This is a genomic window from Flavobacterium niveum (genome assembly GCF_055231775.1).
This window is the reverse complement of the sequence record NZ_JBUYSX010000004.1, coordinates 24,684-50,950: the sequence shown is the minus strand read 5'-3', so window position 1 is coordinate 50,950 and position 26,267 is coordinate 24,684. Positions and strand designations below refer to the sequence as shown.

The following is a 26,267-nucleotide window of genomic DNA, read 5'->3' as shown; positions in this document are numbered from 1 at the left end:
CTTGCCTGCCGCTTACAGCAAATCTGTTATCTTTGCCACATGAAATGGCTTACCAATATATTTAGCGGTAAAAAAGAAACAGAACCTGAAGACCCGATGAAAAAATTCCTTATCGCGGGCCTGGGAAACCCGGGCGCCGAATATGTAAACACGCGCCACAACATAGGCTTTAAAATACTGGACCGCATAGTGCAGCAGGAAAACCTGAGCTGGGAAACTGCCAAGCTGGGCCAGGTAGCCGAATACAAGTTGAAAGGCCGTACCCTGATACTGCTGAAGCCCAACACCTACATGAACCTCAGCGGCAAGGCCGTAAAATACTGGCTGGACAAGGAGAACATCCCAAAGGAAAATCTATTGGTAGTTACCGATGACCTTAATATTCCATTCGGCACCATACGCATAAAAGCTAAGGGCAGCGACGGAGGCCATAACGGGCTTAAGAACATACAACTGGTACTGAACAGTGCTGACTATCCCCGTTTCCGTTTCGGGATAACAGACGCCTTTAAAAAGGGCCAACAGGTAAACTATGTACTGGGCGAATGGAGCGAAGAGGAAAAAACCACCCTTAGCGAACGTCTTGATAAATCGGCCGATGCGGTGCGTGAGTTTACCTTATCGGGCTTAGCCAATACTATGAGTACTTTTAACGGAAAATAGAGCTTTATGAGCAACACTGATTACACAGATTAAAAAGATTTTCACAGATGAGTAAAGCTCCTCCCTTTCCTTTGGAGAGGTAAAGGCCAATAAAAAATGGCGCCCTTTTCGGGGCGCCATTTTGTTTTATATAGCAGGAATGAATTATTTCACTACTACTTTACGGGTTTCGCTGCGGCTACCGTCCTGTACGGTTACAAGGTATACGCCACGCTCTGCATTGTTAAGGTTTACTGTACCCGATACAAGGCCGGTGTTGTCAAACTTGCTGTTGTATACAAGCCTGCCCCTTATATCGTGTACCCTTACAAGGATATCGTTTTGGCTTTCAGATGTAAACTGTACTGTAAATGAGCCGTTGTTAGGGTTAGGATACAGGGTAAATGCACTTAGGCCGTAGTCTGCTATAGCAGCCGTAGCCTGCATAGTACATATTTCCAGTGACCAGTTGTTAATGTTACCGGTATCGCCAGGGTAAGTATCCCTTACACGCAGCCTCCAGTTACCGTTAAGCGAGGTAGCATTGTTAAATGCCGAAAGCACGCTCTGTGGCTTGTATGTACCATTTGTAGGTGTATCACACTCTAAAGTTGTACCGCTGTCGCTAAATGTAACATCTAAATCCTGGTTACTGCCACATTGCTGGTTCCAAAGGTTCACAGAAGTATTAGCAGGGTTGGTTGCATTTATAATAAGGTCGCCTGAGTAGGTATGGGTTGCATCTACATGTACATTTACAGCCGAAATAGTACCGGTAAGCCCAGTTACTGCAATTGTTTGGTTTGTAAATGACGTACCGTTATCAGGTATTGTAAGGCCGTTGTCATTAGTAAATGTATTACATGTAGTAACTACGCTATATCCTACAGGGAAATTCTTCTCGTTAAGCGCGTAGAATACGTTACCCACGCTCTGCACCATAAGGCGACAGTTAATACCGGCTACACCTGCAGGCACTGTAATGGTTTCGCTACCGTCGTTAGCAGTTGCAGCAGCAAGTGTATAGCCCCATGTTTCACCGGCATCGGTAGAAAGCAGTATGTTTACCTGAGATACGTTTATGTTGTTAGCAGTTGTACCTGCCACATCCCATGTTACAGTTTGCTGGCTGTTTGCCGTCCATGAAGTATCTTCATCGTTTTGCGAAGTAACCTGGAACGGTCCTACATTCCTTACGGTAATATTAACGTTGTCATATTTTGTCTGGCCTCCGCCATCTATATTATCCCTACCGGTAAGGGTAAAGTTAAGTGTCCTTGCCACTTCAGATACGCTCTCCCATGTTGATGTAAGTGAGTTACCCAATACGCTGCTGTATGCAGGGAAATAACGGGTTGGCGATGATGAAGGTGGTAGCGAACGGAAGATAGGGCCGGCAGTTTTAGTACTTACTGCAAGGCTGTTTTCGTCTTGCGTACTGGCAGTACCCGTGTTGTTTTGCTCCCAGCAGTATGTAATGTTAGCCGGGTTATTTGCAGCATTAGCAGCTGTAAGCACAAAAGCGGTACCTTTCGGTATGCTGTAGGCGGCGCCTGCGTCAACTGTAAAGTCAGAATTGTTAAGGTCTACCGTTACAGGGCAGCTCTTGGTATTCAGGTTATACTGTATCTGGTACAGGTTAGTATAGGTAAAGTAATCATCTGAATTTGACTGTATGTCGGTAGGGCTACCGGTAATACCGGCATAACCCATAATGGTGCTACCACTGCCCGGTTCAGACTGGGCCGAAATATTTGCAGTACCAACACCTTCCCAAGAGTAAGTAAACGAGTGGTTTGCACCCAGTTGGTGGCCCATTTCGTGAGAAACATAGTCTATATCAAAACTATCACCCTCAGGTATACCATCGGCAGGCGATGTAATACCGCTACCCTTTTGGTTGTTTACGCATACACAGCCTATACAGCCTGCGTTACCGCCACCGCCTGTACGGCCAAAAAGGTGGCCTATATCATAGTTTTCCTCACCTATAACGCTGGTTAGGGTTTCCTGAAGCTCATCATTCCAGTTATACATAGCCGAAGCATTAGAATACGGGTCAGATGAAGCAGAGGTATAGATAATATCGGTTTCATTATCAATCATTATAAGGTTCACGGCAAGGTCTATTTCATACACGCCGTTAACACGGGTCATGGTAGCATTCATAGCCTCAAGTGCATTTGTAGCACTGCCAAAGTAAGCACCGTACTCACCGGTACAAGAAAGTGCCAGCCTAAGGGTTTTAAACTCCATAGCACTAGACAGTGCCGATTTATTGGCAAGGCTTTGCGAAGCTTTTAAAAGGCTCATGTCTTCCTGTGTGGTACAGGTAAATGGTAGTGCACCTTTTTTACGCTTAGCACCCGAATTAAATAGTGCATATACTTCGCTGTGGCTGGTATACGGCTCTATAAATTCAGTTTTTTTATCAGCCCTTAGTACCATAGTCTGTACACCCGAAGCAGATACACTTAGCCTTACGTGAGCAGTAGGGTCATCAATACCCTGGCCTGAGTACGAACGGATGTCAGGGAACTGTGCCTGTAGTGCAGGAGAAAAGTTAGACGCCTCTACTACTTTAAAACGCTCTGTAGTGCCGTCTATAGCAGGTAGTGTTATCACTACACCCTGCTGGCCTGTAAAGCGCTTAGGAGCTGTAGCCAGTATGGCTTTTAGCCCTGCGGCATCAAGTGTTACCAGGGTAATGTTTTTAGCTTCGGTAAAAGCAGGCTTCACCTCGCCCATTGCGGCAGCCCGTTCAGGAGTAACGGTAGCCCACAGGCTTTTGGTTTGCGCATACCCTGCCGTAAGCCCCAGCATAGCGGTAACACATAATAGGAATTGTTTTTTCATTGCATTAATAGTGTTTAGGTAATCAATAGGGGGCAAAGATAACAGATTATTAATGTTTTTCGGCGACACATTTCGTACAATTCACCGACAAATTATGTTAAATTTGAAGCTTTTAAGTAATTATGCCCTTCTTACAAAATGAATATTGGGGCAATAAGCTAAATTTGCCTCTCTAACAAGAATTACGATTTTGAAGGTCTACAACGATATAACGGATTTTTCACATAATGCAAAAACCATAGTTACACTCGGCACTTTTGACGGTGTACATACCGGGCATAAAATACTGCTGCAACGGCTGAACCAAACTGCCGCTGCACTGCATTGCGAAAGCGTGGTACTAACCTTTTTTCCGCACCCGCGTATGGTGCTGCAGCAGGGTGGCGAATTTAAGCTGCTGAACACTATGGCCGAAAAAGCCACACTGCTGGAAGCCGAAGGCGTAGACAACCTCATTATACACCCATTCAGTCTGGAATTTTCGAGGCTTACCGCCGAAGAGTTTGTAAAAGACATACTGGTGGGCCAACTGAATATTGCCAAAATAATCATAGGCCACGACCACCGCTTTGGCCGCAACCGCACCGCTACCACCCAGGATCTTGTAGAAATGGGTAAAGAATATGGCTTTGAGGTAGAACAAATTTCGCCTTACGAAGTGCAGCACACCCCGGTAAGCTCTACCAAAGTACGCAATGCGCTTGCAACCGGAAATATAACCCTGGCTAATGAATACCTGGGTTACCCCTACTTTATTACCGGTACGGTAACACAGGGTAAACAGCTGGGCCGCACCATAGGTTTCCCTACGGCTAATATACAACCTGTCGAAGATTACAAACTGATACCGGCAAACGGTGTATATACCGCATCGGCTGAAATAGCTGGCAAAACCGTATATGGCATGCTGAACATAGGCGTGCGCCCTACTGTAGACGGCACCTACCAAACCATAGAAGTACACTTCTTTGATTTCGATGCCGACATTTATAATACCGAAATAAAGCTCAACCTGCACAGCCGCCTGCGCGACGAGCAAAAGTTCAGTTCGCTTGATGCACTGAAAGAACAATTGCACACCGACCGCGAAAACGCCATGGCCTATTTTAAAAACCGATGAAAAAATTCCTGTATAGCCAAACGGATAATGCACCGCTGGTGCTCTTCAGGATATTTTTCGGTTTCCTCCTGGCCTGCGAAACCATAGGCGCCATATTTACAGGCTGGGTAAGGCTAAACTTTATAGAACCCCGCTTCACCTTTTCGCACATCGGCATGGAATGGCTTCAGCCGTTACCCGGTTATGGCATGTACATTTATTTTGCAATAATGGGCCTGCTGGGGCTTATGATAATGCTGGGGTACAAATACCGTTTCAGTATTATCAGTTTTACAGTACTGTGGGGACTGGTGTATTTTATGCAAAAAACATCGTACAACAACCACTATTACCTGCTACTGCTCATAAGCCTTATGATGTGCTTTATGCCCGCACACCGCTACAAGAGCATAGACGCAGCACAACACCCCGAAATAAAACAATACACCATGCCCGTCTGGTGCCGCTGGGTTATGGTATTTCAAATAAGTGTGGTATACTTCTACGCCACTGTGGCAAAGTTTTACCCGGACTGGCTAAACGGTACTTTTACCCGCCAGCTGCTGGACGACCAGGGAGAATCAGGCTTAGCAGCCGAAATACTACACTCTCATGGGTTTGCAATATTTATAGCCTGGGCAGGTATAGCATTTGATTTGCTTGTAGTACCGCTTATGTTGTACAGGCGCACCCGCACCCTGGCGCTGGTGGCCTCGTTAATATTCCACATTTTTAACAGTATTACCCTGAAGATAGGCATCTTCCCATTTTTTGCGCTGAGCTTTGCCGTGTTCCTGTACCCACCTGCCACCATAGGCCGTATCTTTTTTAGGCACAAGCCACGCATTGTTACCGATGCGCCCTACACAGGACAACAGGTATTTCAATACTTTTTTATACCCTATCTTATTATACAGTTGGCTTTACCGGTGCGTCACTATTTTATTAAGGGCGATGTACTCTGGACCGAAGAAGGCCACCGTCTTAGCTGGCGTATGATGCTGCGCAGCCGTTCAGGGTATACAAACTTTGTTATAAAAAACAAGGCAACAGGCAAGGAACTCCAATATAACCTTATGGACAACCTAACCTCTAAACAGCTGCAAATTATGGGGCCACACCCCGACATGATTTGGCAAATGGCACAACGCATCAAAAAACATTTTGCCGCACAGGGTATAGATGTTGCCGTGTATGCCCGTAGCGAGGCTTCGGTAAACCAAAGGGGCTACCACAGGCTTATTGATCCCGAAACCGACCTGGCTTCGGCAGAGTACCATTACTTCGGCCACGCACCCTGGATACTGGTGCCCGAAGAGGATTAAGGAAATTTAACGATTTTAAAATTTCTTTAATCAAATCACTTTCAAAGTATTAAACTTGTATTAATTGTCATTGGTTTCCGCTTTTTAATGGGTAAATTCGAAGAAGGATTAAGCAGGTATCACCTTGCATACCCTGCCCTTCCTCCGGATAGATAGTTAACCGTATCAGTAACCTTAAGCACGGAAATCATGAAAACATCAAGGATCATAACAAACGGACTCATCATTTTTATTGGTATAGGCGTGTACTTCCTTATTATGGACGTACTGGGCCTTTCAAGGAACCTTTACCTCAGGCTGCTCAACTTCGTCTTTGTATTCTATGGCGTAAACCGCACATTACAGGGAAATTTTAAAGACAACATAGACGGCTATTTTACCAACCTTGGTTCAGCGTTATTTACAGCCTTTACAGGGCTTGTTCTTAGCGTATTCAGCTTTATGGTATATGCCGCCACACACGGTGGTGAAGCCTACCTTGAAAAATTCCACTCTATCTATGTATTCGGCGGGCACACCCCTTCACCGTACCAGTTTGCCGTGAGCCTGTTCCTGGAAGGACTGGCTGCCAGCGTGGTAGTATCGTTTGCGCTGATGCAGTACTGGAAAGATAAGATAGAGAAAATCAACACAGTAGACGACGCGGCACACAACCCGCACTAAATCTCTGTATAACAGATATGACTGATGTATTTTAAACATCAGTCATATCTTCTAATTTTAAAAATTCATTATTTTCTTCAAAATATTGCTCCAATTTAGTTTTTATATCAGGAGTTGCAGGAATAATATCAATAAAAACTGGTATGTGGTCGAATAAATATCTTGCATGAAAACTGGCTATTTCATATTTCAAGCTCTTTAACTCAATGCTACGTTTCTCAGGAGATTTCAGAGTTTGATTTAAGAAAATATATAACTCTATATATAAACGTACAAACTCAACAGCAACCATTTCTACAGACCTCAACTGAGCTTCATTTAACGAGTCCTTCGATTTATACAATTTCTTTGTAAGCCTAAATGTATTTACACCTGAAAAAATATTAAAATCATCTGTAAGCGATTCTAACTCATTTTTTGCTTTTTTAGGATATCTCAATTCAACTGAAAGAAACCCTTTCTTTATTTCTCTCCAACTTTCAATTTGATTCAGATACCAAATCTCATCGTCAGACCTCTGCTTTGAATCTAAAATAGCATCCACCTGAATTTTGTTTGCTTTAATTTGTTGTCTAAAAGAGACATATACTAAACAAGATCCTAATAAACCAATAATTGGAGATGTAAGCCCCCCTATCGCATCGCCTATTTCTCCTTTGCCAATGATCCAATCTAAGTTACCTGAAGACAAAGCAAAATTTACCCATCCAATCATAATTACAATAAAGAATACAATAACTATGATTGCTGCAATAGTTTTTAAAACTCTAAGAAACATTTTCATTTTTTTAAATAAAATTTCACAGGTAAATTTAGTCAAACAAAATTTACATATATGTATATGCAAAATCAAGCAAAAAAATAAAATAGAATTCAACAAAGTGTCAACTACATTTCACCCTAAAGATATAAAATATAGAAAATCAACACAGTAGACGACGCGGCGCACAACCTGCACTAAATCTTGCACCCTTACCTGCACCAGTTACACGTAAAATAGTTACTTTTGGAGCAAATAATTTTTGTGTATGAGCAACAAAAGACACAACTGGACAAGGGAAGAGATAATTGCTATATATAACAAGCCCCTTATGGAACTGCTTTATGAAGCAGCCACTATACACCGTGAACACCACGACCCTAATGTAGTGCAGGTAAGCACCCTGCTGAGCATAAAAACCGGCGGATGCCCCGAAGATTGCGGTTACTGTCCGCAGGCTGCCCGCTACCACACCAAGGTAGAAGGCAATGACCTTATGAGCGTGCAAACCGTAAAGGCACAGGCACTAAGGGCAAAAGCATCAGGATCGAGCCGCGTATGTATGGGTGCCGCCTGGCGAAATGTGAAAGACGGCCCTGAGTTTGACCAGGTGCTGGAAATGGTACGTACCATAAACAAGCTGGATATGGAGGTATGCTGCACACTGGGTATGCTTACCGAAAACCAGGCACACCGCCTTGCCGAGGCCGGCCTGTATGCGTACAACCACAACCTGGACACATCGCCGGAGTACTATACGGAAGTGATCAGTACACGTGGTTATGAAGACCGCCTGCAAACTATAGAAAACGTACGTAAAACAAACGTTACGGTATGCAGCGGCGGTATTATCGGTATGGGCGAAAGCATAGAAGACCGCGCCGGCATGCTGGTAGCACTTGCTTCGCTAAACCCACAACCGGAATCAGTGCCTATTAACGCACTGGTAGCCGTGGAAGGTACCCCTATGGAAGACGAAAAGCCTGTTGAAATCTGGGAAATGATACGCATGGTAGCCACTACCCGTATTGTAATGCCTGAAACGCAGGTAAGGCTTTCGGCAGGGCGCACACAAATGAGCCGCGAAGGCCAGGCCATGTGCTTCTTTGCAGGTGCCAACTCTATATTTGCGGGAGACAAGCTGCTTACCACCCCTAACCCGGATGTAAACGAAGACATGAAAATGTTTGAAATGCTTGGGCTACAGCCGCAAAAGCCGTTCATTAAGCTGATGCAGCCGCAAACTGTGGAAGCCGAAGATTCTGCTTACCAGACATTGGGCGAAAAGCCAAGGTGGAGCCGCCCAGGCCACACCATAGAGCGAAACCTGAAAGCAAGCGGCAAAATATAAGTTTATTGACTTGCTAAAAAGATAAAGCTATAATATACAACAGGCTGCCCATGGGCAGCCTGTTTCTTTTTGTGGGGATTAATAACAGCCAATATATACTTAGTTGATGCTTCCTATAAGGGTGCCTACAGCAAAATCGCTCTGGCTGCAACCATCGGTACCGAAAAGGCCGTCGCTGCCTTTACAGGCGGCATAGTTCCAGAACGCCCTGTCGCGGAACAGCGGCCCTTTGCCCGGGCTACCCCAGTTACCGTTAAAGTTGAACTCCGTTTTTTCACAGCTTATAGGCTGAAGGTTGTTCCAGGTGCTGGCTTCGTCGCTGGCATCGGCCGGGTTGCGGTAATCGCCATAATACGTACATGCATAGCCGATAAAGCTTACACTGTTACCAAAATGGTACATACCGTGGGCATATTTGCCTACGTAAGCCACAGGGCGGGTGCCGGTAGCCACATTACGCCAGTCTTTAGTATACCAGCCCGCATGCTGAAAGTAGGTAACCGTAAGTATTTTGTTAGTTGATTTCTTAAACTGTACTACTATGTGCTCCAGATCATAGTCGTGGCCGCCCTGTCCGGCAGAACATGGCTCCTGGCGCTTGTATACAAACCAATACTCTACAAAAGCTTTATCGCTGTCAGTAGGGTGGTTTTGTACGTCATAGTACGTAGGAAAGTTAAGGCTTGTAGGTGCAGTGGCATTGGTAAGTGCCAAAGTACCGCCGCAAGTGATGGTTGACGGGTTAGTACTGGCCCAGATGTCTTCTACAGACGTAGGGTAATCCGGTGCTGCCTGGTCAAACTTTACCAATGGGGCGAATGCAGCAGCATAGCCCGCCGCAGTACTGCCGGTAATTTTGGTACTGCTTTCGGTACAGCCACAGTTAAGGAACGTGTTAGTGTTTACTACGGCATTGGTAGTGTACTTGTCTGCCATTATGCTGTCTGATTCTTCTTCAAGTGTGGGGGCAGTGCACGCGGCAAACAGTGCCAGGCCGGTAATGGCCAGCAGCACAAAAGGTTGCTTTTTCATTTTTAAGATGTTTAGTTAATGAATGATCTTGTTTTGTGGATATGGCCGCGCGACCTTTTACAAAGAAACTTTATACGGGTAAAAAATGCTGTTTTGTAAAGGTTTTGAAAACGTGAAACTCTTTTTACGCAATTACAGCCTATGTTGCCGCAGGGTTACGCCAGTGTAGCCAAATTTATTACAGTACTTTACATAAGAGCAAAGTGGTTAAAAATGCGGGGATTGGTTTTTGGGTTTTTAGGCGATTAGATTATTGGATGGTTGGATTTTTAGATCAGTAGACAATTGGAATGTTGGAATAAAACACTCAAAATGCACAACGGGAAAACATAAATTATAATAACCCGCTGATAAAACGACGAAATGTCGTAATTTTAAACATTGCCCGAGTTTTAAAAACCAATGATAATCAACCGATTAATTGTTTTGGGCTGTTTTTTGCCATTATGCTTGTACGTTTAATAAAATCAATTAAAATATAACAATTATGAGCACATTAAAACTTAAAGACGGAACAGAGATTTTTTACAAAGACCAGGGACAAGGACCGGTACTAATGTTTCACCACGGATGGCCGTTGTCATCAGACGACTGGGATGCACAGGTGATTTTCTTCCTGCAAAAAGGTTTCAGGGTTATTGCCCACGACAGGAGGGGCCATGGCCGTTCAAGCCAGGACATCTATAACCACACCATAGAGCAATATGCTTCAGACGCAGCTGAGCTGGTGGAGTTCCTTGGATTAACCGATGTTATCCATATCGGGCACTCAACAGGCGGTGGCGAGGTTATCCGCTATGTAAATAAATATGCTAACGGAAGGGCTAAAAAAGCAGTACTTATCAGTGCAGTTCCACCAATTATGGTGAAAAGCGAAACCAACCCTGACGGTGTTCCTATTGAAGTTTTTGATGGCATAAGGGACCAGACCCTGAATAACAGGTCCCAGTTTTATATTGACCTTACGGTTCCATTCTATGGCTACAACAGGGAAGGTGCCGATGTGAAAGAAGGCGTACAGAGGAACTGGTGGAGGCAGGGAATGATGGGCGGAATCGTTGCCCATTATGACGGCATCAAGGCGTTTTCCGAAACTGACTTTACCGAAGACCTGAAATCGGTTGATATCCCGGTTTTGGTACTGCATGGCGATGACGACCAGATTGTACCGTATGGTAACTCTGCTGCAAAATCGATAAAACTGCTTAAAAACGGCAAGCTGATTACCTATCCGGGCTTCCCTCACGGTATGCCCACTACCCATGCAGCAGACATCAATAAAGACCTGTTAGACTTTATCAACGAATAAGTTTTTTGGTTAAAACCTCTTTATTATCCCACAGTTAACCCGTTGCGCACTTTTATTTAGCAAAGTAAAAGTTGTGTAACGGGTTAACTATTTGTATTCTAGTCATCTAATAGTCTGACAATCCAAAAATCTAAAAATCCAATTATCTTTTAAATCTAAAATATTGTATTACCTTTGCGCCGTCTCAAAGGGGTGCCCTAAATATCGGGCTGAGATCATACCCAATGAACCTGGGCGGGTAATGCCGCCAAGGGAACAGGCAATAAGCGGAGTGCACGCCGCCGTGCCGAGAATTCATTACTAATTTTAAACCAAAAGAATAATCGCCCCTTTTATTCGTAAAGATTATTTTACGGATGAAAAACTATTTTTCTAAAGCTTCTGAGCGGCTTAGCTTCTTAGCTCCTAAGCAACTTCTTTTCTTGCTTCCTGCGGCGGCTTTTGCACAGCAGCCATCTACAACGCAGCAGGACTCCACTTCTACAAAACTTGACGAAGTACTGGTGCAGGCCGTACGTGCCAACAGTGGCAGCCCGGTTACCTTCAGTAACGTAACCAAAGAGGAACTTGCCCCACGCAACCTGGGCCAGGACATTCCGCTATTGCTTAACTATCTGCCAAGTGTGGTAACCACTACCGATGCAGGTAACGGTATAGGCTACACCGGTATCCGCGTGCGTGGTGCCGATGCCAGCCGCATTAACGTTACCCTGAACGGTATACCGTATAACGATGCCGAATCGCACGGTACGTACTGGGTAAACATGGGTGACTTTGCCTCATCTGCCGAGAGTATTCAGCTGCAACGCGGCGTAGGTACCAGTACTAACGGTGCGGGTGCTTTTGGCGCCAGCCTTAACGTACTTACCGATGCCTATAAAGAACATGCGGGCGGCGAAATAGCCAACTCATTCGGTAGTTACAACTCGCGTAAGCATACGGTAAAATTTAGCACCGGTTTGCTGAACGATCATTTTGAACTTGCCGGAAGGCTTTCAAACATAGAAAGCGACGGCTATGTAGACCGCGCTTCCAGCAGCCTGAAGTCGTTCTTTTTACAGGGAACGTATGTAAACGGCGGTACACTTATTAAAGGTATTGCCTTTGGCGGAAGCGAAAAAACCTACCAGGCATGGAACGGTATCGATGCGGCTACCATGGCATCGAGCCGTACGTATAACTATTCGGGTTACTATATTGATGCTGATGGAAACCAGCGTTTCTACAAAAACGAAACCGACAATTACTGGCAAGACCAATACCAACTACACTGGAACGAACGCTGGAGCAACAATTGGAGTACTAACCTTGCGGTATTCTATACCATGGGTAAGGGCTACTACGAAAACTACCGCGACGATGCCGAGCTGCCTGCTTACGGCATACAGCCGCTTATCGTGGGTAGCGAAACCATTGGCATTTCAGATGTTATAACACAAAAATGGCTGGATAACGACTTCTTCGGTACTACGTTTTCCACCAATTATAAGAAGGACAACTTCAGCGCTACACTTGGTGGCGGCTGGAACAAATACGAAGGTGCCCACTTCGGTAAGGCTATATGGGCGCAATACACACAAAACACAGTGCCTGATGACCGCTACTACGATAACAACGCCACTAAAACCGACTTCAACGTGTTTGCCAAGGCGAATTATACACTGGGCAGTAACTTCAGCCTGTTTGGCGACCTGCAATACCGTACCGTGCATTACAAAGCAGATAACGTAACTGAAGACAACGAGTATGTTATCCCGGCTGATGATACCTTTAACTTCTTTAACCCGAAGGCAGGTATAACTTTTACGGTGAATAACGACAACAGCCTGTACTTCAGCTATGGCCGTGGCAATAAAGAACCGCGCCGCAGCGACTACGAAAACGGCAGCACCAAGCCTGAAAGCCTTAACGATTTTGAGTTGGGCTGGCGCTTTAAGAAAAACCGTAGCACCGTAAACATCAACGGCTACTACATGCGTTACAAAGACCAGTTGGTACTTACCGGAGCCATTAACGATGTGGGTTCGCCTATTTATGCAAACAGTGGCGACAGCTACCGCGCCGGTATAGAGGCCGATGCTACCATATATGCTGCAAACTGGTTTATAATAAGGCCGAACATATCAGTAAGTGCCAATAAAAACCTTGATTTTTATAATGAAACCGATGCCGGCGTACAAAACCTTGGCGATACGCAGATAGCCTTTTCACCATCGGTAATAGCGGGTAACCAGTTGGTATTCGTACCGTTTAAAAACTTCCAGGCGGCATTGCTTTCTAAGTATGTAGGCGAGCAGTACATGGACAACCTGGAATCGGCCAATGCAAAACTGCCGTCGTACTTTATAAATGACATTAACGTGTCTTACGAACTGAAACTTAATTCAGTATTTAAGTCGGTTATGTTCAGTGCGCTTGTAAACAATGTACTGGATAAGGAATATGTGTCTAACGGTTACATGTGGGGTGACCCGTATTATTACCCGCAGGCCACGCGTAATTTCCTTATTGGCGCAAACATCAAATTCTAATTCATTTTTTGTTATAATTTATTTGAGTAAATCCTGCTTTGGAAACAAGGCAGGATTTTTTTATGGCGTTAACGTAAGGTTTTGATGATGAATAATTTTGTTATTCGATTTTGTTTTATATTTTTATAACAAACTTAAAATCAACCTTATGTCATTACTCAACTACCCACAAACCGGCTACCAGCTACCCAAAAAGAACGTCCTTGTAATAAGCTGCATCGACCTGAGGCTAACAGATAACCTTGTAGATTTCCTTAACTACGATAACCTGCAAAACCGTTATGACCATTTTGCACTTGCCGGTACTTCGCTTACACTGGCAGCCCCGCAAATTGCACAACAACCGGTAGTGGGCAATAGTGTACCGTCATCAAAAGTACCTTTTGACTTTAAATATGACCAATTAGAAAAGTACAACTTTTTTACACCTTGGAAAAAAACGTTGTTTAACCATATTGATATTGCAGTCCAGCTTCACCATATTGAAGACATATACATCATAGAACACCAGGATTGTGGGGCGTACAAAGAGTTTTTACAAAATGGTAAGTTTGATGATGAGAAAAAAGAAAAAGCCTGCCATGGCCATTTTGCCGAAGCGCTTGCAGGAGAAATCAGCGCCGTAGAACATGATTACGGCAAAGGTAAATACCACCTTAAAGTACATACTTTTTACATAGATTTGCGTGGCAATGTGTCTTTGTTTGAAAAAGAAGACAGCCATTAAACAAACTACATGAAACTACAATTTGCTATTACTGCATTACTGGTAACATTTTTCGGCTACAGCCAGAAAACCATAAAGAAGGACTACCAATACATCAACCCGCTTATCGGTACGCAACGTATGGGGCATACCTACCCCGGGGCTACGGTGCCGTTTGGTTCGGTACAGCTTAGCCCCGATACTGATACCATTGCCTACGAACTCAACAAAAAATACAACGGCGAGGTATACCGGTATTGTGCCGGTTACCAGTACGACGATAAAACTATAGTTGGTTTCAGCCACACCCATTTTAGCGGTACAGGGCACAGCGACCTTGGCGACTTTTTGCTGATGCCTACAACGGGTCCACTACAGCTGAACCCCGGCACGGCAGACAAGCCTCAAAGCGGTTACCGTTCGGCTTTTTCGCATCCCAATGAACATGCCGAAGCTAACTACTATAAAGTAAAGCTGGACGACCACAACATACTTGCCGAGCTTACCACCACTACCCGCGTGGGCATGCACCGCTATACCTTTCCAAAACAGGAAACAGGCCACATTATAGCCGACTTTATGCACGGCATATACAACCACAACAACAAAAACGTGTGGACGTTTGTACGCGTGGAAAACGACACCCTGATAACCGGCTACCGCCAAACGCGTGGCTGGGCGCGTACCCGTACGGTGTATTTCGCTATGGCATTCAGCAAGGCACCGAAGAATTACGGGGCACAAACCTATGATAAGGATAATATTTACAACGGCTTCTGGCGGAAGTTTGACCAAACCAGGAACTTCCCGGAGCAGGCCGCGCAAAACCTGCGCATGTACTTTGACTTTGATGTAGACGCCGGTGAGCAGATACTGGTAAAGTTTGCACTATCTCCCGTAAGTACTGAAAATGCCATAGCCAACATGAAAACCGAAGTGCCGGGTTGGGATTTTGACAAGGTAAAAACTGACGGGCAGCAACTTTGGGACAAGGAGTTGGGCAAAATAAAGGTGGAAACGCTTACCGAAGCTGATAAAACCAACTTCTACACGGCCATGTACCATGCCTTTATCAACCCCACTACGTACATGGATGTTGATGGCAGCTACAAGGGGCTTGACCAAAACATACACAAAGCAGAAGGCTTTACCAATTACACCACCTTTTCGCTTTGGGACACCTACCGCTCGTTGCACCCGCTGTTTAATGTTATCCAGCCGAAACGCAACAGCGACATGATAAACAGCATGCTGGCACATTACAGCCAGAGTGTGCATAAAGCCTTGCCGGTGTGGAGCCACTATGCCAATGAAAACTGGTGTATGATAGGCTACCATTCGGTATCAGTCATTGCCGATGCCGTAGCCAAAGGGAATACGGGGTTTGATACCAGGCTGGCGCTACAAGCGTGCAGGGATGCATCTAACCTTAATTATTACGACGGGATTTGGTACTATACTGAGATTGGTTATGTACCCGAAGATAAAAACGGGGCTTCGGTTTCTAAGACTTTGGAATATGCCTATGACGACTGGTGCATTGCCCAAATGGCAAAAAAGCTGGGCAATGAAGAGGTGTACAACGCCTACAGCGCCCGTGCCGAAAACTACAACAATGTTTGGGATAAGGAAAGCGGCTTTATGCGCGCCCGTATGGCAGATGGAACTTTCATGAAAAAGTTTGACCCGCTGGATACCGGTGAACGTGGTTATATAGAAGGCAACGCCTGGAACTACAGCCTGTACGTGCCGCAAAACCCTGATGCGCTTATTAAGCTGCACTGCGGTAAAGAGAAATTTACGCAACACCTGGATTCGCTGTTTACCATGCAGCTGCCTGATAAATACTTTGAACATACCGAAGACATTAGCCGCGACGGCATTATAGGCAATTATGTACACGGCAACGAACCCAGCCACCACGTGGCCTACCTGTACAACTATACCGGCAAGCCCTGGAAAACACAGGAACGCGTGCGCATGATACTGAACCACCAGTACAAACCTGCCCCTGACGGCCTTGGCGGTAACGATGATGCAGGCCAAATGAGTGCGTGGTATATTTTCAGCAGCCTTGGGTTTTACCCCGTAGCGCCGGGCAGCGATGTTTACCAGCTGGGCAGCCCTTTGGTTAAACAAGCCATACTGACATTGGAAAACGGGAAAACTTTTACCATTTCAGCAAAAAACCAAAGCGCTAAAAACGTGTATGTGCAAAAAATGGAACTGAACGGCAAGCCGCTACAAGGCACTACCCTAAAGCATTCTGATATAATGAATGGCGGCACACTGGTATTTTATATGAGGAGTAAAAAAGCCTCCCCCCCGCCCTCTCCCAAAGAGAGGGAGTAGCATCACTCAGGCGTGTGCTGCTTTGTACACTTCATCACATTCCGCAGGAATGCTTTGCGGACTTAAATAAGAAAACTTAGGGAAACTTTGCGCTTCCTTTGCGGGACTTTGTGCAATAGCCTCTCAGTGCAATTTCTGTGGGACTCTGTGTTACAAATTTATCCGCCAAAGAATCCCAACCCCTCTGATAAGCGGGGTGAAGCAGCTTCATAGGCAAAAACTACACCCAACACACCTCAATTTTAGGTGCAATTAATTTGCATACAGGCGCAGTATGGTTATATTTGGCAGATTATCCCAAAACACACACTAAAAAACACTGCCCCGCCAATGAAAACTGTATTGCTGTACATAATGCTGTTTGCCTCCACGTTACTATACGCCCAGGATGCCGCGCATTATTGTGATTCGCTTATAGTGGCCGGGAAGGAAAAACTAAACAAGCGCAAATACCACGAAGCCATAGAGATAATGCTGCGTGCCCAGCAGATAGCCGAAAAGAACAGCCTGCCGAAACATTACATCAATGCCACAAATAACATAGGCGTATGTTATTCTGAAATGCTGGATTTCGGTACGGCACTCACCTACCACCTTGAAGCCTACAATGCAGCGGTAAAAATAAACAACATAGAACTGGAGATGTCTGCCCTTAATGACATAGCCATACTCTACGGGCAGGAAAAGCAATACGACAAGGCTTTTGAGTATTTCAACAAAGCGTATGAACGGTCGCTCAGGTTAAAGAATGAAGAATCGACCGCGGTATACCTGCTTAACCTTGCGTTGGTAAAAAACAAACTGGGCCAGATAGAAGAATCCATTGCCTACCTTAAAAAGGCACAGCCCCTGGCAAAAAAATACCCGGCTATTTACAAACTGATACAAATAGCCTTTGCCGAAGACGAAATGATGCTGCATAATACTGACGTTTCTCTTAAAATGGCCACAGATTTACTGAAGGACATGCCAAACGACAAAGGGAATAACGACGTGGTAACACTGCAAATTATCATAGCGAAAAACCTTCTGTACCAAAAAAACTATACCGCCGCAGAAAAGTATGCCAACCTGGCGTTACAATGCAACACAGACCTTTCTACACGGCTGTCTATATACGAACTGCTATCGGAAATAGAACAGAAAAAAGGCAGCTACGCGCAGGCCCTGACATTTAAGGATAGCGTTTTCAACATACAGGAACGGCTAAACAATATAAAGAACGGCCGCATCTTTGAAAACAACCGCGTAAAATTTGAAATGCAGGACTACCGCAACCAGATTGCCATACAAGATGCCACCATAACCCAGGAACGCAGGCTGTTTTATGCCCTTGCTGGTTGTATGACGGCGGGGCTGTTGCTGGTCTTCTTTATATTACGAAACAGGGCCATGAGGCACAAACAACGTAAGCTGGAAGCCGAAAACAGCAACCAGCAGCTACAGCTGAAACTTGCCCGCAGTGAAAGCGATGCATTATTAGCCGAACAACAGCACCGGGAGGAACAGCACAATACACTTGTAGAACAGGAACGCCTGAAGAGCGAAATAGAATACAAAAACCGCAAGCTATCGTCGCAGGCGCTACATACTTCAGGCAAGTACCAGATGATAGAGGATGTAATAAAACTACTTTCAGGCGAACCGGAACTGGTACGTATACCGGCCATAAAAAAGCACATCCGCTTTCTTCGCGATTCACTTCGTACCGATAACGAATGGGACAACTTCCTGATACATTTTGAGGAGGTAAACCAGGGCTTCCTGTCACGCCTTAAAGCCGCCCACCCCGATCTTAACGCCAATGACATCCGCTTTATCTGCTACGTATACATGAACCTAAATGCTAAGGAAATTTCGGTAATGCTGAACATTTCGCCCGATGCTACCCGTAAGCGTAAGGAACGTATTGCCCAAAAACTTGGCTTACCCGACAGCACGTCGCTATATAGCTATCTATCAGCAGTATAATTTCACAACATAGCGTGTAAATGTCACACTTTTTCTAACTGTTTTTTTCATGATGCCAAATGGTTTTAGCATCTTTATGGTTTGTCAAAACCTAAAAAACCATTTTACATGAGAAACCTTTTCTTATCCCTGCTGATGCTGGCAGCAATTTGGCACGCATCAGCCCAAAGTACCATTTACAGTACTACATTCCCTGCGGGCGGCCCACCAAACGGCTGGTCTACACAATTGTTAGGCTTTGAAGCCGAAACCGACTGGTATTATGGTACCACTTACCTGCCCGGAGCAGGCAGCTTCAGTTCGCCTGCGGCTATTTTTAACGACGACATGTCGTTTGACGACAACAGCTGGGTACGCCTTATTTCGCCAGCGTTTGACACCAGCGGATTCGACACGGTAAGCCTGTCGTTTGATTACGGCCTTAGTATCGCCGAAGATCAGGGCGGTACTTTTACAGTAGAAGTGTACAACGGCACTGCATGGCAGCAGATACTGTTTGTAAACACCCACACCCCGCCTACCCCAAGTGGCAACATAGATGTTACCGCTTACAAGAACAGCCAGTTTAAGGTACGCTTTACCTACAACGACCAGTTTACCTACAGCTGGGGTGCAGGCGTGGCTAATGTTAACCTTTCGGGGACGTATACCGTAATACCAAACGACACCATAGCAGGTGCGTTTATGCTTAGCTGCGGGCAAACGAGCAATGGCACTACGATTACCTCAACCCCCGAAACCGGCTTACCGGTGTGCAATAGTGTAGATGGTAATACCAATGGTGTTTGGTACAAATTCAGCAATGAAATGTACCAGTCTGCAGTAACGCTGAGCCTGTGTGATTCTTCAACCGAATTAGACACCCGCCTGAGTGTGTTTAAGGGCAGCCCCGATACGCTGGAGTGCGTTACCGCTAACGATAACAGTTGTGGCAACCTTAGCAGTATTACCTTTAACTACGACGGTTATTCGGATTATTATGTACTGGTTTCGGGCGCAGGTGTTACCACAGGCGATTTTGTAATTTCGGCAACGTGTACTCCCATTGCACCGCAAAACGACGAAATAGTCAATGCGTATGATGTAGATACCTTCACCCAGCCGTATACTGACCATGCCGTACAGTTTATGTATGCAACAGCCGAATCCCAGGCTTTTGACTATACCGTAAACGGATGCGATGGCGGCAGCATGCCTTTTGTGTGGTATAAATTTACAGCCACTGCAAACGGTACTGCGCAGGTAATACTGCCTACCCCAAGCCCGGGCGACCTTAACCTGATACACTTTTACACAGCACCAAACGAAAATGCAGGCGTGCCGAACCTTACATGGGTGAACCAGGCTACCAACCCGTGTAATGTTTTTGACGATAACAGGACAATAAACATTACTGCCGGGACTACCTATTATGTAGCCATAACCCTGGAAGGCGGAAACTCTGATGTGGATGTTATTATTACATACGACTGTACTGCACCTGAACAGCCTGTAGCCGAAGCACAATCGTTTTGTGGTGAAGCTACCGTGGAAAACCTTAGCGCAACAGGTACAAACGACAGCCTGATACTGTGGTACGCTACTGCAGATGGTTCTCCCCTTACAATCGATACATTACTAAGCACCGGTACCTACTACGTAACCCAAACGGTAAACGACTGCGAAAGCGACCCGCTTGCTGTAGATATTACAGTAAATGCAGTACCTAACGCTCCGGAAGCTGTGGAAACACAAACCTATACTGAGGGAGAAACGATAGCGGACCTGGAAATTACCGTTACCGATGGTGCCGTGGTAAGTTGGTACTCTTTGCTTTTTGACACCTTCATACCGGTAACAGCCGATACTCTACTGGAAAATGGCACTACTTACTATGTAAGCCAGACAGTAAATGGTTGCGAAAGTAGTTATACTGCAATCACAGTTAGCCCGGCATCAGGTACGGATAGCTTCAGCAGGCTGGATTTAAAAGCATATCCAAACCCTGCGGGGAGTACAATTACACTAAGCAGCGGCAGTACAGTGATAGATACGGTTACCGTTTACAACCTTTTAGGCCAGGAAGTCCTGAGCCAAAAAGCAGGTAAAACCGAAGTTACACTACCGGTACATACACTACAGGCCGGTACTTACCTGCTAAAGGCAGAAGCGGCTACCGGGTCTAAGACCATTAAGATTGTGAAGCTGTAACACTTTGTATAAATTTTTACCACAAAGCACACAACGTTTCACATGGAGTACACTAAGCCAGGCTGTTATTTTCTTTTGAAGGACACAAGGCTTTCCTCCGGAAAGTAAAAACAGCTATAAACAACAAGAGCTGCCCGTTTGGGCAGCTCTTTATTTTTGTGCGGCAGGCTTTAAAAATCAGGCCTGCGTCGCGATTGCTTTTTTTCGCTGTTACGGGCTTTGTTATCACGGCGTTTTTGCATTACTGCACGCGGCACCCGGGTAGCCTTTCGGGGTATTTCGGGTTTTATGGCCGCTGCCATAAGCTGCAGGAAACGGCGCGTAACAAGTTCCTTATTGCGAAGCTGGCTGCGGTCTTCATCGCAGTGCAGTACCAGCTGGCCTTCGGCATTAATGCGGTTTGCCAGCCGTGCTGCCACCAGCAGCTTTTCTTCTTCGGTAAGTGCAGCCGATATGGCGGGGCGGAAACCCAGTACTACTTTACTGGATACCTTATTTACATTTTGCCCCCCGGCACCGCTGCTGCGTACCGCCTTGTATTCTATTTCGCTGAGTATCTTCTCTGTGTCCACAACGGTTTTTGTCTGTTAAGCCGGTTTCTGGTGGGCCGGTTTCAGCAGGTCGTTTACAGTTTTTACAGGGTTAAAGGTTTTAAGCGGCACCTCTACAAACACCGTTACCCATCCTGCCATAGCCCCGTTCCACAGTCCCGGAAGTTCGTATGATTTTACTTCTTTGCCCATGCGGTTTTTCTGTACAATAAAGCCGGTATTGGCATCTACGTACTGGCGCAGGTCAAATTTATCTCCTTTATAGTCCTTAACACCACACACCAGGTCTACCGGGTTAAAGTGGGTGCTCTGGCTAAAAATGTGTCCCTGGATTTTGTTATCCATGTCTATCTGCGAGCTTTCCACAATTTGTAGTGAAAGCCTGCCGCGCTTGCCCTTAACCCAGAATGGGCCGCCACCCGGCTCGCCTTCGTTCTTTACCATACCGCATACGCGTATAGGCCTGTTCAGCTGGTCTTTTACGTATTGGTATTTGTTTTCAAGGGTAAACTTATCAAAGTCAGGCGAAATATCCAGCGACAGTTCCTGCTCTGCAAATTTAATTATCTCGTCAAGCTCGGCTTCGTTAATACTACCGTTGTCTATATCTTCAAGATATTTAAACACTTTTTCCTGAAGCTTTACCAAAATACCGCCCAGCGCTTTTTTGTATAGCGCTATGGTTTCCATTTTGGTATGCCTTACGTTGTCTATGTTTTTAATAAACACTACATCGGCATCCAGCCTGTTCAGGTTTTCTATCAGCGCACCGTGTCCGCCCGGGCGGAACAGCAGCTTGGTTTTTTCTTCCCTAAACGGCCTGTTATCCAGGTCTACGGCAAGCGTATCGGTTTCTTTATGCTGGTAGGTAAAGTTGAAATGTATTTTTATGCCCGACTCCTCTTCTACTTTACTGCGTGCATCGTTTATGGCATCAAGGAAACCGTTAAGGTGCGCTTCAGATATGGTGAAGTGTACGTGCGTTTCGCCTTTAGAACTGGCATAAGCCACAGCTTCGCGCAGGTGTTCGTATACCGGCGTAGCACTAAAATCGTCGTACCTGTGGAAAGGCAGTATACCTTTAGGCTTATTGGCATAATCAAAATGCTCCTCGCTCATCATCGTTTTTACAAAACTGTAATTGCGGGCATCTTCACGCAGGTTCTCGTTTTCCATATCGCTGCACTTAATGTGCTTTTCTGCTATTTCGGCTATTTCCTTATAGAAAGGGAAACGCTCCAGCCCCAGGAAAAATACGGGCAGTGAATTATCTTTAACGCGGTTAACGTAGCTGTTTATAGTTTCTTTAGAAGCATCGTACCCGCTCATAAAATCGTGCAGGAACTTAAACATACGGGTAGCAGCACCCGATGCCGGAACAAACTTCTTAAGCTTATAGCTTTCTTTTTTAACATCAAAAAAATCGGATAGTGACTGTGCCTCTTCTTTTTGCAGCAGTGTAATACCATCGCCTATTGTGGCAGGTCTGTCCAGGTTTATCTTGGCAATACCGTTAGTAAAGATAGATAATTGGTGCTCTACCTTATCCATAGATATACCCCTACGATATATCTGCATAAAGTCGGTAATTTCCAGTCCAAGCTCCAGCGCCCTTTCCATTTCTGTGGCTATTTCCGATACCTTTTCAAATACGTTATCGTATCCGGTGGTAATGCGCAGCCTCAGGTTTTGGTTGTTCAGCAGCTTTTGTGCAAGTTCATTGGCCTCTTTATTTTCTTCGGGCGCAATAACAATAGCCAGGTCACTTTGTTTCGGGTTATTTACTAACCCAATGTCTTTTGCTTTAAAATTCAGGCGGCGGTTGTCTTTTTCCTGTGCAAAAGGTTGTTGGTTGAGCAATGCAGCCGTGGGCTTGCTTTCCTGCTCTGCGTAGACCGTTATGTTTAACGTGTCTACTTTTTGCCTTGTAAAATTTTCTTCCATGCTAGAAAGCCAAAAATGGCAATTACAGTTAAAACTACATTCAAAATACTGGTAAGGGTGTACCCCTTAAGATAGATGAGCGGAATTGCTATTATATCCCCGGCAATCAGGAAAAGCCAGTTTTCAAGTTTGCGCTTCGCAAGCTGCCATGTCCCCACAAAAAGCAGCCCGGTCATGATGATGTCGGCATAAGCCCACCATCGGTCAAACTTGTCAAATACAATATAAATTCCTGCAACAAATATAATAGAAAAAATGAAAATAAATAACGATTTTATATAATCTTTATACGAACTTTTTGTAATTTTTAGAATATCGTTGCTTTTTCTGTAGCGTTTACTCCACAAAACCCATCCGTAAATACTCATGTAAAAGTAGTACAAATTGATAATGAGGTCGCCATAAAGTTCCCAATTATATAGTAAATAAATATAAATTACAGTACTGGCCAGGCCAGTTGGGTAGAGCCATATATTATTGCGGCTACTTAAAATAACACTAACTATTCCTAACACTACTGCAACAGACTCTAACAGAATCTGCACAAAAGTATAGTCTTTATATTGCCTGAATAAAAAGTCGAAAACCTCTAACATTAAACAAAAGTTAAATTAAAGCCCCAAACAATACACCAGTGTAAAGCCTTCGAGCTCCATAAAAAAGAACGGCACTTTAGCCGAAACACCCTCAAAACTGTATGCGGTTTCGCCGCCGCCGTCATTAATTATAAACGGAAAAACTTCAATGTTTTGCTTAAAGCTCATGCCCGGACGCGAAATCATTTTATACACCGCTTCTTTTACACCCCATATTACTATAAGGCGGCGCAGGTAATCTTCTTCATCGGCCGCATCAAGAAAATTAAATTCTGCATCTATAAATTTATCTGCTATGCTTACCACCTTAGGGCGCTGCATTTCCATATCTATACCTATCTGCCTGTTGCTTATAATTATAGCACTGTATGCATACGAGTGGGTAATGGATATATTTTTGCCATCTTTAAGGTGGGGCTTGCCGTTTTCGTCATAAAACAGGTCAAAGTCAGTATACCCTATATGCTGCAGCAGCATGCGCACACCCAAAAAGCCTTTTTGGTGCTGCTCGCTCTTCATACCGGCCAGGCGTGCGGTGCATACCTCGCGTAGCTGCGTGGCAGCCAGCAGTTCTTCAAGGGTTTCGGTGTTCTTCCACACCAGCACCTGGGTATCGGCACTTACGGTAAGCGATTTATATAAAGGCATTTATTATTGGTTGACGTTCGGAATTAATTTTCCTGTTTAGTATCTTTGCAAAAATTTTTTGCTAATACAAATATACGTAATTAGGAATGAGTACAACAACACTGCCTTTTGTGGCATACAAAGTAAAGGATATTTCGCTTGCGGAATGGGGAAGGAAAGAGATACAACTGGCTGAAGCCGAAATGCCGGGGCTTATGGCACTGCGTGCCGAATATGGCCCGAGCCAGCCGCTTAAAGGCGCCCGTATAGCCGGATGCCTGCACATGACCATACAAACCGCTGTGCTTATAGAAACGCTTGTAGCCCTGGGTGCAGAAGTTACCTGGAGCTCATGCAACATATTTTCTACGCAAGACCATGCTGCTGCTGCCATAGCTGCTGCCGGCATATCGGTTTATGCATGGAAAGGCATGAATGAAGAAGAGTTTGACTGGTGTATAGAGCAAACCCTTTGGTTTGGCGAAGAGCGCCAGCCGCTTAACATGATACTTGACGATGGTGGCGACCTTACCAATATGGTATTTGACCGTTTCCCTGAGCTTGCTGCCGGTATTAAAGGCCTTAGCGAAGAAACCACTACAGGTGTACACCGCCTTTATGAAAGGATGAAAAACGGTACACTTGTAATGCCTGCCATCAACGTTAACGACAGTGTTACCAAATCTAAATTTGACAACAAATACGGCTGTAAGGAAAGTGCTGTAGACGCGGTACGCCGTGCTACCGACCTTATGCTTGCCGGTAAGCGCGTTATTGTATGCGGTTACGGCGACGTGGGTAAAGGTACTGCTGCATCATTCCGTGGTGCGGGTTCTATAGTTACCGTTACCGAAATTGACCCGATATGTGCGCTACAGGCTGCTATGGACGGTTACGAAGTGAAGAAACTTGACACTGTGATAGCCAATGCCGATATTATCATTACCACTACAGGTAATAAGGATATTGTTGTAGGCCGCCACTTTGAGCAGATGAAAGATAAAACCGTAGTATGTAACATAGGCCACTTTGACAACGAGATTGACATGGCTTGGCTTAACGGCAACCACGGTGCTTCTAAAATAGAAATAAAGCCACAAGTAGATAAATATACCGTAAACGGTAAAGATATTATCATCCTTGCTGAAGGCCGCCTTGTAAACCTTGGCTGCGCCACAGGCCACCCAAGCTTTGTAATGAGCAACTCGTTTACTAATCAAACCCTTGCCCAGCTTGAGCTTTGGAACAACAGCGCTGCTTACAAAAACGAAGTGTACATGCTGCCTAAGCACCTTGACGAAAAAGTGGCTTCGCTACACCTTGCCAAACTGGGTGTTGAACTTGAAACCCTTAGCGAAGGCCAGGCCGCTTACATAGGCGTGGAAGTACAAGGGCCATACAAACCGGAGTATTACCGTTACTAATTATAAGGTTCTTTTAATAAACAAGCCCCGCCTGAAAAGTGCGGGGCTTGTTGTTTTTGCCAAAACTATCAACTAATGCTATGAGATTTTCATAATACTACTACGGTTTATGAAATCGAAAATTGGTTTACTTTTCCAAAAATAAAACGAAATAGTACACCATAAAATACCCAATAGTAGGTATTTTTCATATGTGTTAAAGTATAAAAACACTACAGCCCCACTGTGAGGCGGGGCTGCGTGCTTAATGAAAAAATAGATGATAAAAGCGGAATGTTACCGCACCGCAAAGGTACATATTTAAAGGGGTTTCAGCACAATTGCCACAACAGGATTAA

Annotated in this window: 19 protein-coding genes; 12 read left to right on the top strand and 7 right to left on the bottom strand. The window is 45.0% G+C overall.

Going from position 1 to position 26,267, the window contains the following annotated elements; all coding sequences use genetic code 11:
• The first annotated feature begins 39 nt into the window (after nt 1–39).
• Complete coding sequence (gene pth / locus ACZIX4_RS10925; RefSeq protein ID WP_463335675.1) at nt 40–663, top strand: aminoacyl-tRNA hydrolase; 624 nt, start codon at nt 40–42, stop codon at nt 661–663.
• 144 nt (nt 664–807) lie between these two features.
• Here the strand turns inward: pth and ACZIX4_RS10920 are convergent, their stop codons facing one another.
• Complete coding sequence (locus ACZIX4_RS10920; RefSeq protein ID WP_463335674.1) at nt 808–3,498, bottom strand: zinc-dependent metalloprotease; 2,691 nt, start codon at nt 3,496–3,498, stop codon at nt 808–810.
• A gap of 190 nt (nt 3,499–3,688) precedes the next feature.
• On the opposite strand from ACZIX4_RS10920, the gene ACZIX4_RS10915 reads away from it, so the two are divergent.
• The 3 genes from ACZIX4_RS10915 to ACZIX4_RS10905 all read left to right on the top strand — a co-directional run bounded on the left by ACZIX4_RS10915 (nt 3,689) and on the right by ACZIX4_RS10905 (nt 6,585).
• Nucleotides 3,689–4,618 carry a bifunctional riboflavin kinase/FAD synthetase gene (locus ACZIX4_RS10915; RefSeq protein WP_463335673.1) on the top strand — a complete coding sequence of 310 codons (930 nt, stop codon included), beginning with the start codon at nt 3,689–3,691 and terminating at the stop codon, nt 4,616–4,618.
• A complete protein-coding gene (locus tag ACZIX4_RS10910; RefSeq protein ID WP_463335672.1) occupies nt 4,615–5,922 on the top strand; it encodes an HTTM domain-containing protein in 1,308 nt (435 codons plus the stop codon). Before ACZIX4_RS10915 ends, ACZIX4_RS10910 begins: the two co-directional genes overlap by 4 nt.
• A 189-nt stretch (nt 5,923–6,111) precedes the next feature.
• Nucleotides 6,112–6,585 (top strand): hypothetical protein, encoded by a 474-nt coding sequence (locus ACZIX4_RS10905; RefSeq protein ID WP_463335671.1) that lies wholly within the window; start codon nt 6,112–6,114, stop codon nt 6,583–6,585.
• 31 nt (nt 6,586–6,616) lie between these two features.
• On the opposite strand, the gene ACZIX4_RS10900 is transcribed toward ACZIX4_RS10905, so the two are convergent.
• Complete coding sequence (locus tag ACZIX4_RS10900; protein ID WP_463335670.1) at nt 6,617–7,369, bottom strand: hypothetical protein; 753 nt, start codon at nt 7,367–7,369, stop codon at nt 6,617–6,619.
• 244 nt (nt 7,370–7,613) lie between these two features.
• On the opposite strand from ACZIX4_RS10900, the gene bioB reads away from it, so the two are divergent.
• Complete coding sequence (gene bioB, locus ACZIX4_RS10895) at nt 7,614–8,696, top strand: biotin synthase BioB (protein WP_463335669.1); 1,083 nt, start codon at nt 7,614–7,616, stop codon at nt 8,694–8,696.
• Nucleotides 8,697–8,795: 99 nt separating this feature from the next.
• Here bioB and ACZIX4_RS10890 read toward each other — a convergent pair whose 3' ends face one another.
• Nucleotides 8,796–9,728 carry a hypothetical protein gene (locus ACZIX4_RS10890; protein WP_463335668.1) on the bottom strand — a complete coding sequence of 311 codons (933 nt, stop codon included), beginning with the start codon at nt 9,726–9,728 and terminating at the stop codon, nt 8,796–8,798.
• A gap of 487 nt (nt 9,729–10,215) precedes the next feature.
• On the opposite strand from ACZIX4_RS10890, the gene ACZIX4_RS10885 reads away from it, so the two are divergent.
• The 6 genes from ACZIX4_RS10885 to ACZIX4_RS10860 all read left to right on the top strand — a co-directional run bounded on the left by ACZIX4_RS10885 (nt 10,216) and on the right by ACZIX4_RS10860 (nt 20,787).
• Nucleotides 10,216–11,037, top strand: a complete 822-nt coding sequence (locus tag ACZIX4_RS10885) for an alpha/beta fold hydrolase (RefSeq protein WP_463335667.1) — start codon at nt 10,216–10,218, stop codon at nt 11,035–11,037.
• Nucleotides 11,038–11,393: 356 nt separating this feature from the next.
• The gene (locus ACZIX4_RS10880) at nt 11,394–13,568 is read left to right on the top strand and encodes a TonB-dependent receptor (RefSeq protein WP_463335666.1); all 2,175 of its coding nucleotides are present in this window, start codon (nt 11,394–11,396) and stop codon (nt 13,566–13,568) included.
• A 148-nt stretch (nt 13,569–13,716) separates the two neighbouring features.
• Complete coding sequence (locus ACZIX4_RS10875) at nt 13,717–14,295, top strand: hypothetical protein (protein ID WP_463335665.1); 579 nt, start codon at nt 13,717–13,719, stop codon at nt 14,293–14,295.
• A 9-nt stretch (nt 14,296–14,304) separates the two neighbouring features.
• The gene (locus ACZIX4_RS10870; RefSeq protein WP_463335664.1) at nt 14,305–16,626 is read left to right on the top strand and encodes a GH92 family glycosyl hydrolase; all 2,322 of its coding nucleotides are present in this window, start codon (nt 14,305–14,307) and stop codon (nt 16,624–16,626) included.
• 330 nt (nt 16,627–16,956) lie between these two features.
• Nucleotides 16,957–18,597: a tetratricopeptide repeat protein gene (locus ACZIX4_RS10865; RefSeq protein WP_463335663.1), complete on the top strand. Its 1,641-nt coding sequence runs from the start codon at nt 16,957–16,959 to the stop codon at nt 18,595–18,597.
• Nucleotides 18,598–18,705: 108 nt separating this feature from the next.
• Nucleotides 18,706–20,787 (top strand): T9SS type A sorting domain-containing protein, encoded by a 2,082-nt coding sequence (locus tag ACZIX4_RS10860; RefSeq protein ID WP_463335662.1) that lies wholly within the window; start codon nt 18,706–18,708, stop codon nt 20,785–20,787.
• Between the two features lie 170 nt (nt 20,788–20,957).
• On the opposite strand, the gene arfB is transcribed toward ACZIX4_RS10860, so the two are convergent.
• The 4 genes from arfB to ACZIX4_RS10840 are packed head-to-tail and all read right to left on the bottom strand — an operon-like array spanning nt 20,958 to nt 24,526.
• Nucleotides 20,958–21,359 carry an alternative ribosome rescue aminoacyl-tRNA hydrolase ArfB gene (arfB, locus tag ACZIX4_RS10855; RefSeq protein ID WP_463335661.1) on the bottom strand — a complete coding sequence of 134 codons (402 nt, stop codon included), beginning with the start codon at nt 21,357–21,359 and terminating at the stop codon, nt 20,958–20,960.
• A 15-nt stretch (nt 21,360–21,374) separates the two neighbouring features.
• On the bottom strand, nt 21,375–23,282 hold the full coding sequence (locus ACZIX4_RS10850; RefSeq protein WP_463335660.1) for a DUF4301 family protein: 1,908 nt from the start codon (nt 23,280–23,282) through the stop codon (nt 21,375–21,377).
• Entirely contained in the window at nt 23,252–23,878 is a 627-nt protein-coding gene (gene pnuC, locus ACZIX4_RS10845; protein ID WP_463335659.1) for a nicotinamide riboside transporter PnuC, read from the bottom strand. The genes ACZIX4_RS10850 and pnuC overlap by 31 nt, the downstream gene beginning before the upstream one ends.
• Nucleotides 23,879–23,893: 15 nt before the next feature.
• Nucleotides 23,894–24,526, bottom strand: coding sequence for a 4'-phosphopantetheinyl transferase family protein (locus tag ACZIX4_RS10840; RefSeq protein WP_463335658.1), 633 nt, complete (start codon nt 24,524–24,526; stop codon nt 23,894–23,896).
• An 86-nt stretch (nt 24,527–24,612) separates the two neighbouring features.
• Here ACZIX4_RS10840 and ahcY point away from each other — a divergent pair, with 86 nt between their 5' ends.
• The gene (gene ahcY / locus ACZIX4_RS10835) at nt 24,613–25,929 is read left to right on the top strand and encodes an adenosylhomocysteinase (protein ID WP_463335657.1); all 1,317 of its coding nucleotides are present in this window, start codon (nt 24,613–24,615) and stop codon (nt 25,927–25,929) included.
• Nucleotides 25,930–26,267 lie beyond the last annotated feature (338 nt).

Coding starts and splice junctions, on each gene's coding strand:
- pnuC (WP_463335659.1), bottom strand. CDS start 23,878: ATGTTAGAGGTTTTCGACTTTTTATTCAGGCAATATAAAGACTATACT.
- ahcY (WP_463335657.1), top strand. CDS start 24,613: ATGAGTACAACAACACTGCCTTTTGTGGCATACAAAGTAAAGGATATT.
- ACZIX4_RS10900 (WP_463335670.1), bottom strand. CDS start 7,369: ATGAAAATGTTTCTTAGAGTTTTAAAAACTATTGCAGCAATCATAGTT.
- ACZIX4_RS10865 (WP_463335663.1), top strand. CDS start 16,957: ATGAAAACTGTATTGCTGTACATAATGCTGTTTGCCTCCACGTTACTA.
- ACZIX4_RS10875 (WP_463335665.1), top strand. CDS start 13,717: ATGTCATTACTCAACTACCCACAAACCGGCTACCAGCTACCCAAAAAG.
- ACZIX4_RS10860 (WP_463335662.1), top strand. CDS start 18,706: ATGAGAAACCTTTTCTTATCCCTGCTGATGCTGGCAGCAATTTGGCAC.
- ACZIX4_RS10910 (WP_463335672.1), top strand. CDS start 4,615: ATGAAAAAATTCCTGTATAGCCAAACGGATAATGCACCGCTGGTGCTC.
- ACZIX4_RS10870 (WP_463335664.1), top strand. CDS start 14,305: ATGAAACTACAATTTGCTATTACTGCATTACTGGTAACATTTTTCGGC.
- ACZIX4_RS10905 (WP_463335671.1), top strand. CDS start 6,112: ATGAAAACATCAAGGATCATAACAAACGGACTCATCATTTTTATTGGT.
- pth (WP_463335675.1), top strand. CDS start 40: ATGAAATGGCTTACCAATATATTTAGCGGTAAAAAAGAAACAGAACCT.
- ACZIX4_RS10840 (WP_463335658.1), bottom strand. CDS start 24,526: ATGCCTTTATATAAATCGCTTACCGTAAGTGCCGATACCCAGGTGCTG.
- ACZIX4_RS10880 (WP_463335666.1), top strand. CDS start 11,394: ATGAAAAACTATTTTTCTAAAGCTTCTGAGCGGCTTAGCTTCTTAGCT.
- ACZIX4_RS10850 (WP_463335660.1), bottom strand. CDS start 23,282: ATGGAAGAAAATTTTACAAGGCAAAAAGTAGACACGTTAAACATAACG.
- ACZIX4_RS10920 (WP_463335674.1), bottom strand. CDS start 3,498: ATGAAAAAACAATTCCTATTATGTGTTACCGCTATGCTGGGGCTTACG.
- ACZIX4_RS10885 (WP_463335667.1), top strand. CDS start 10,216: ATGAGCACATTAAAACTTAAAGACGGAACAGAGATTTTTTACAAAGAC.
- ACZIX4_RS10890 (WP_463335668.1), bottom strand. CDS start 9,728: ATGAAAAAGCAACCTTTTGTGCTGCTGGCCATTACCGGCCTGGCACTG.
- bioB (WP_463335669.1), top strand. CDS start 7,614: ATGAGCAACAAAAGACACAACTGGACAAGGGAAGAGATAATTGCTATA.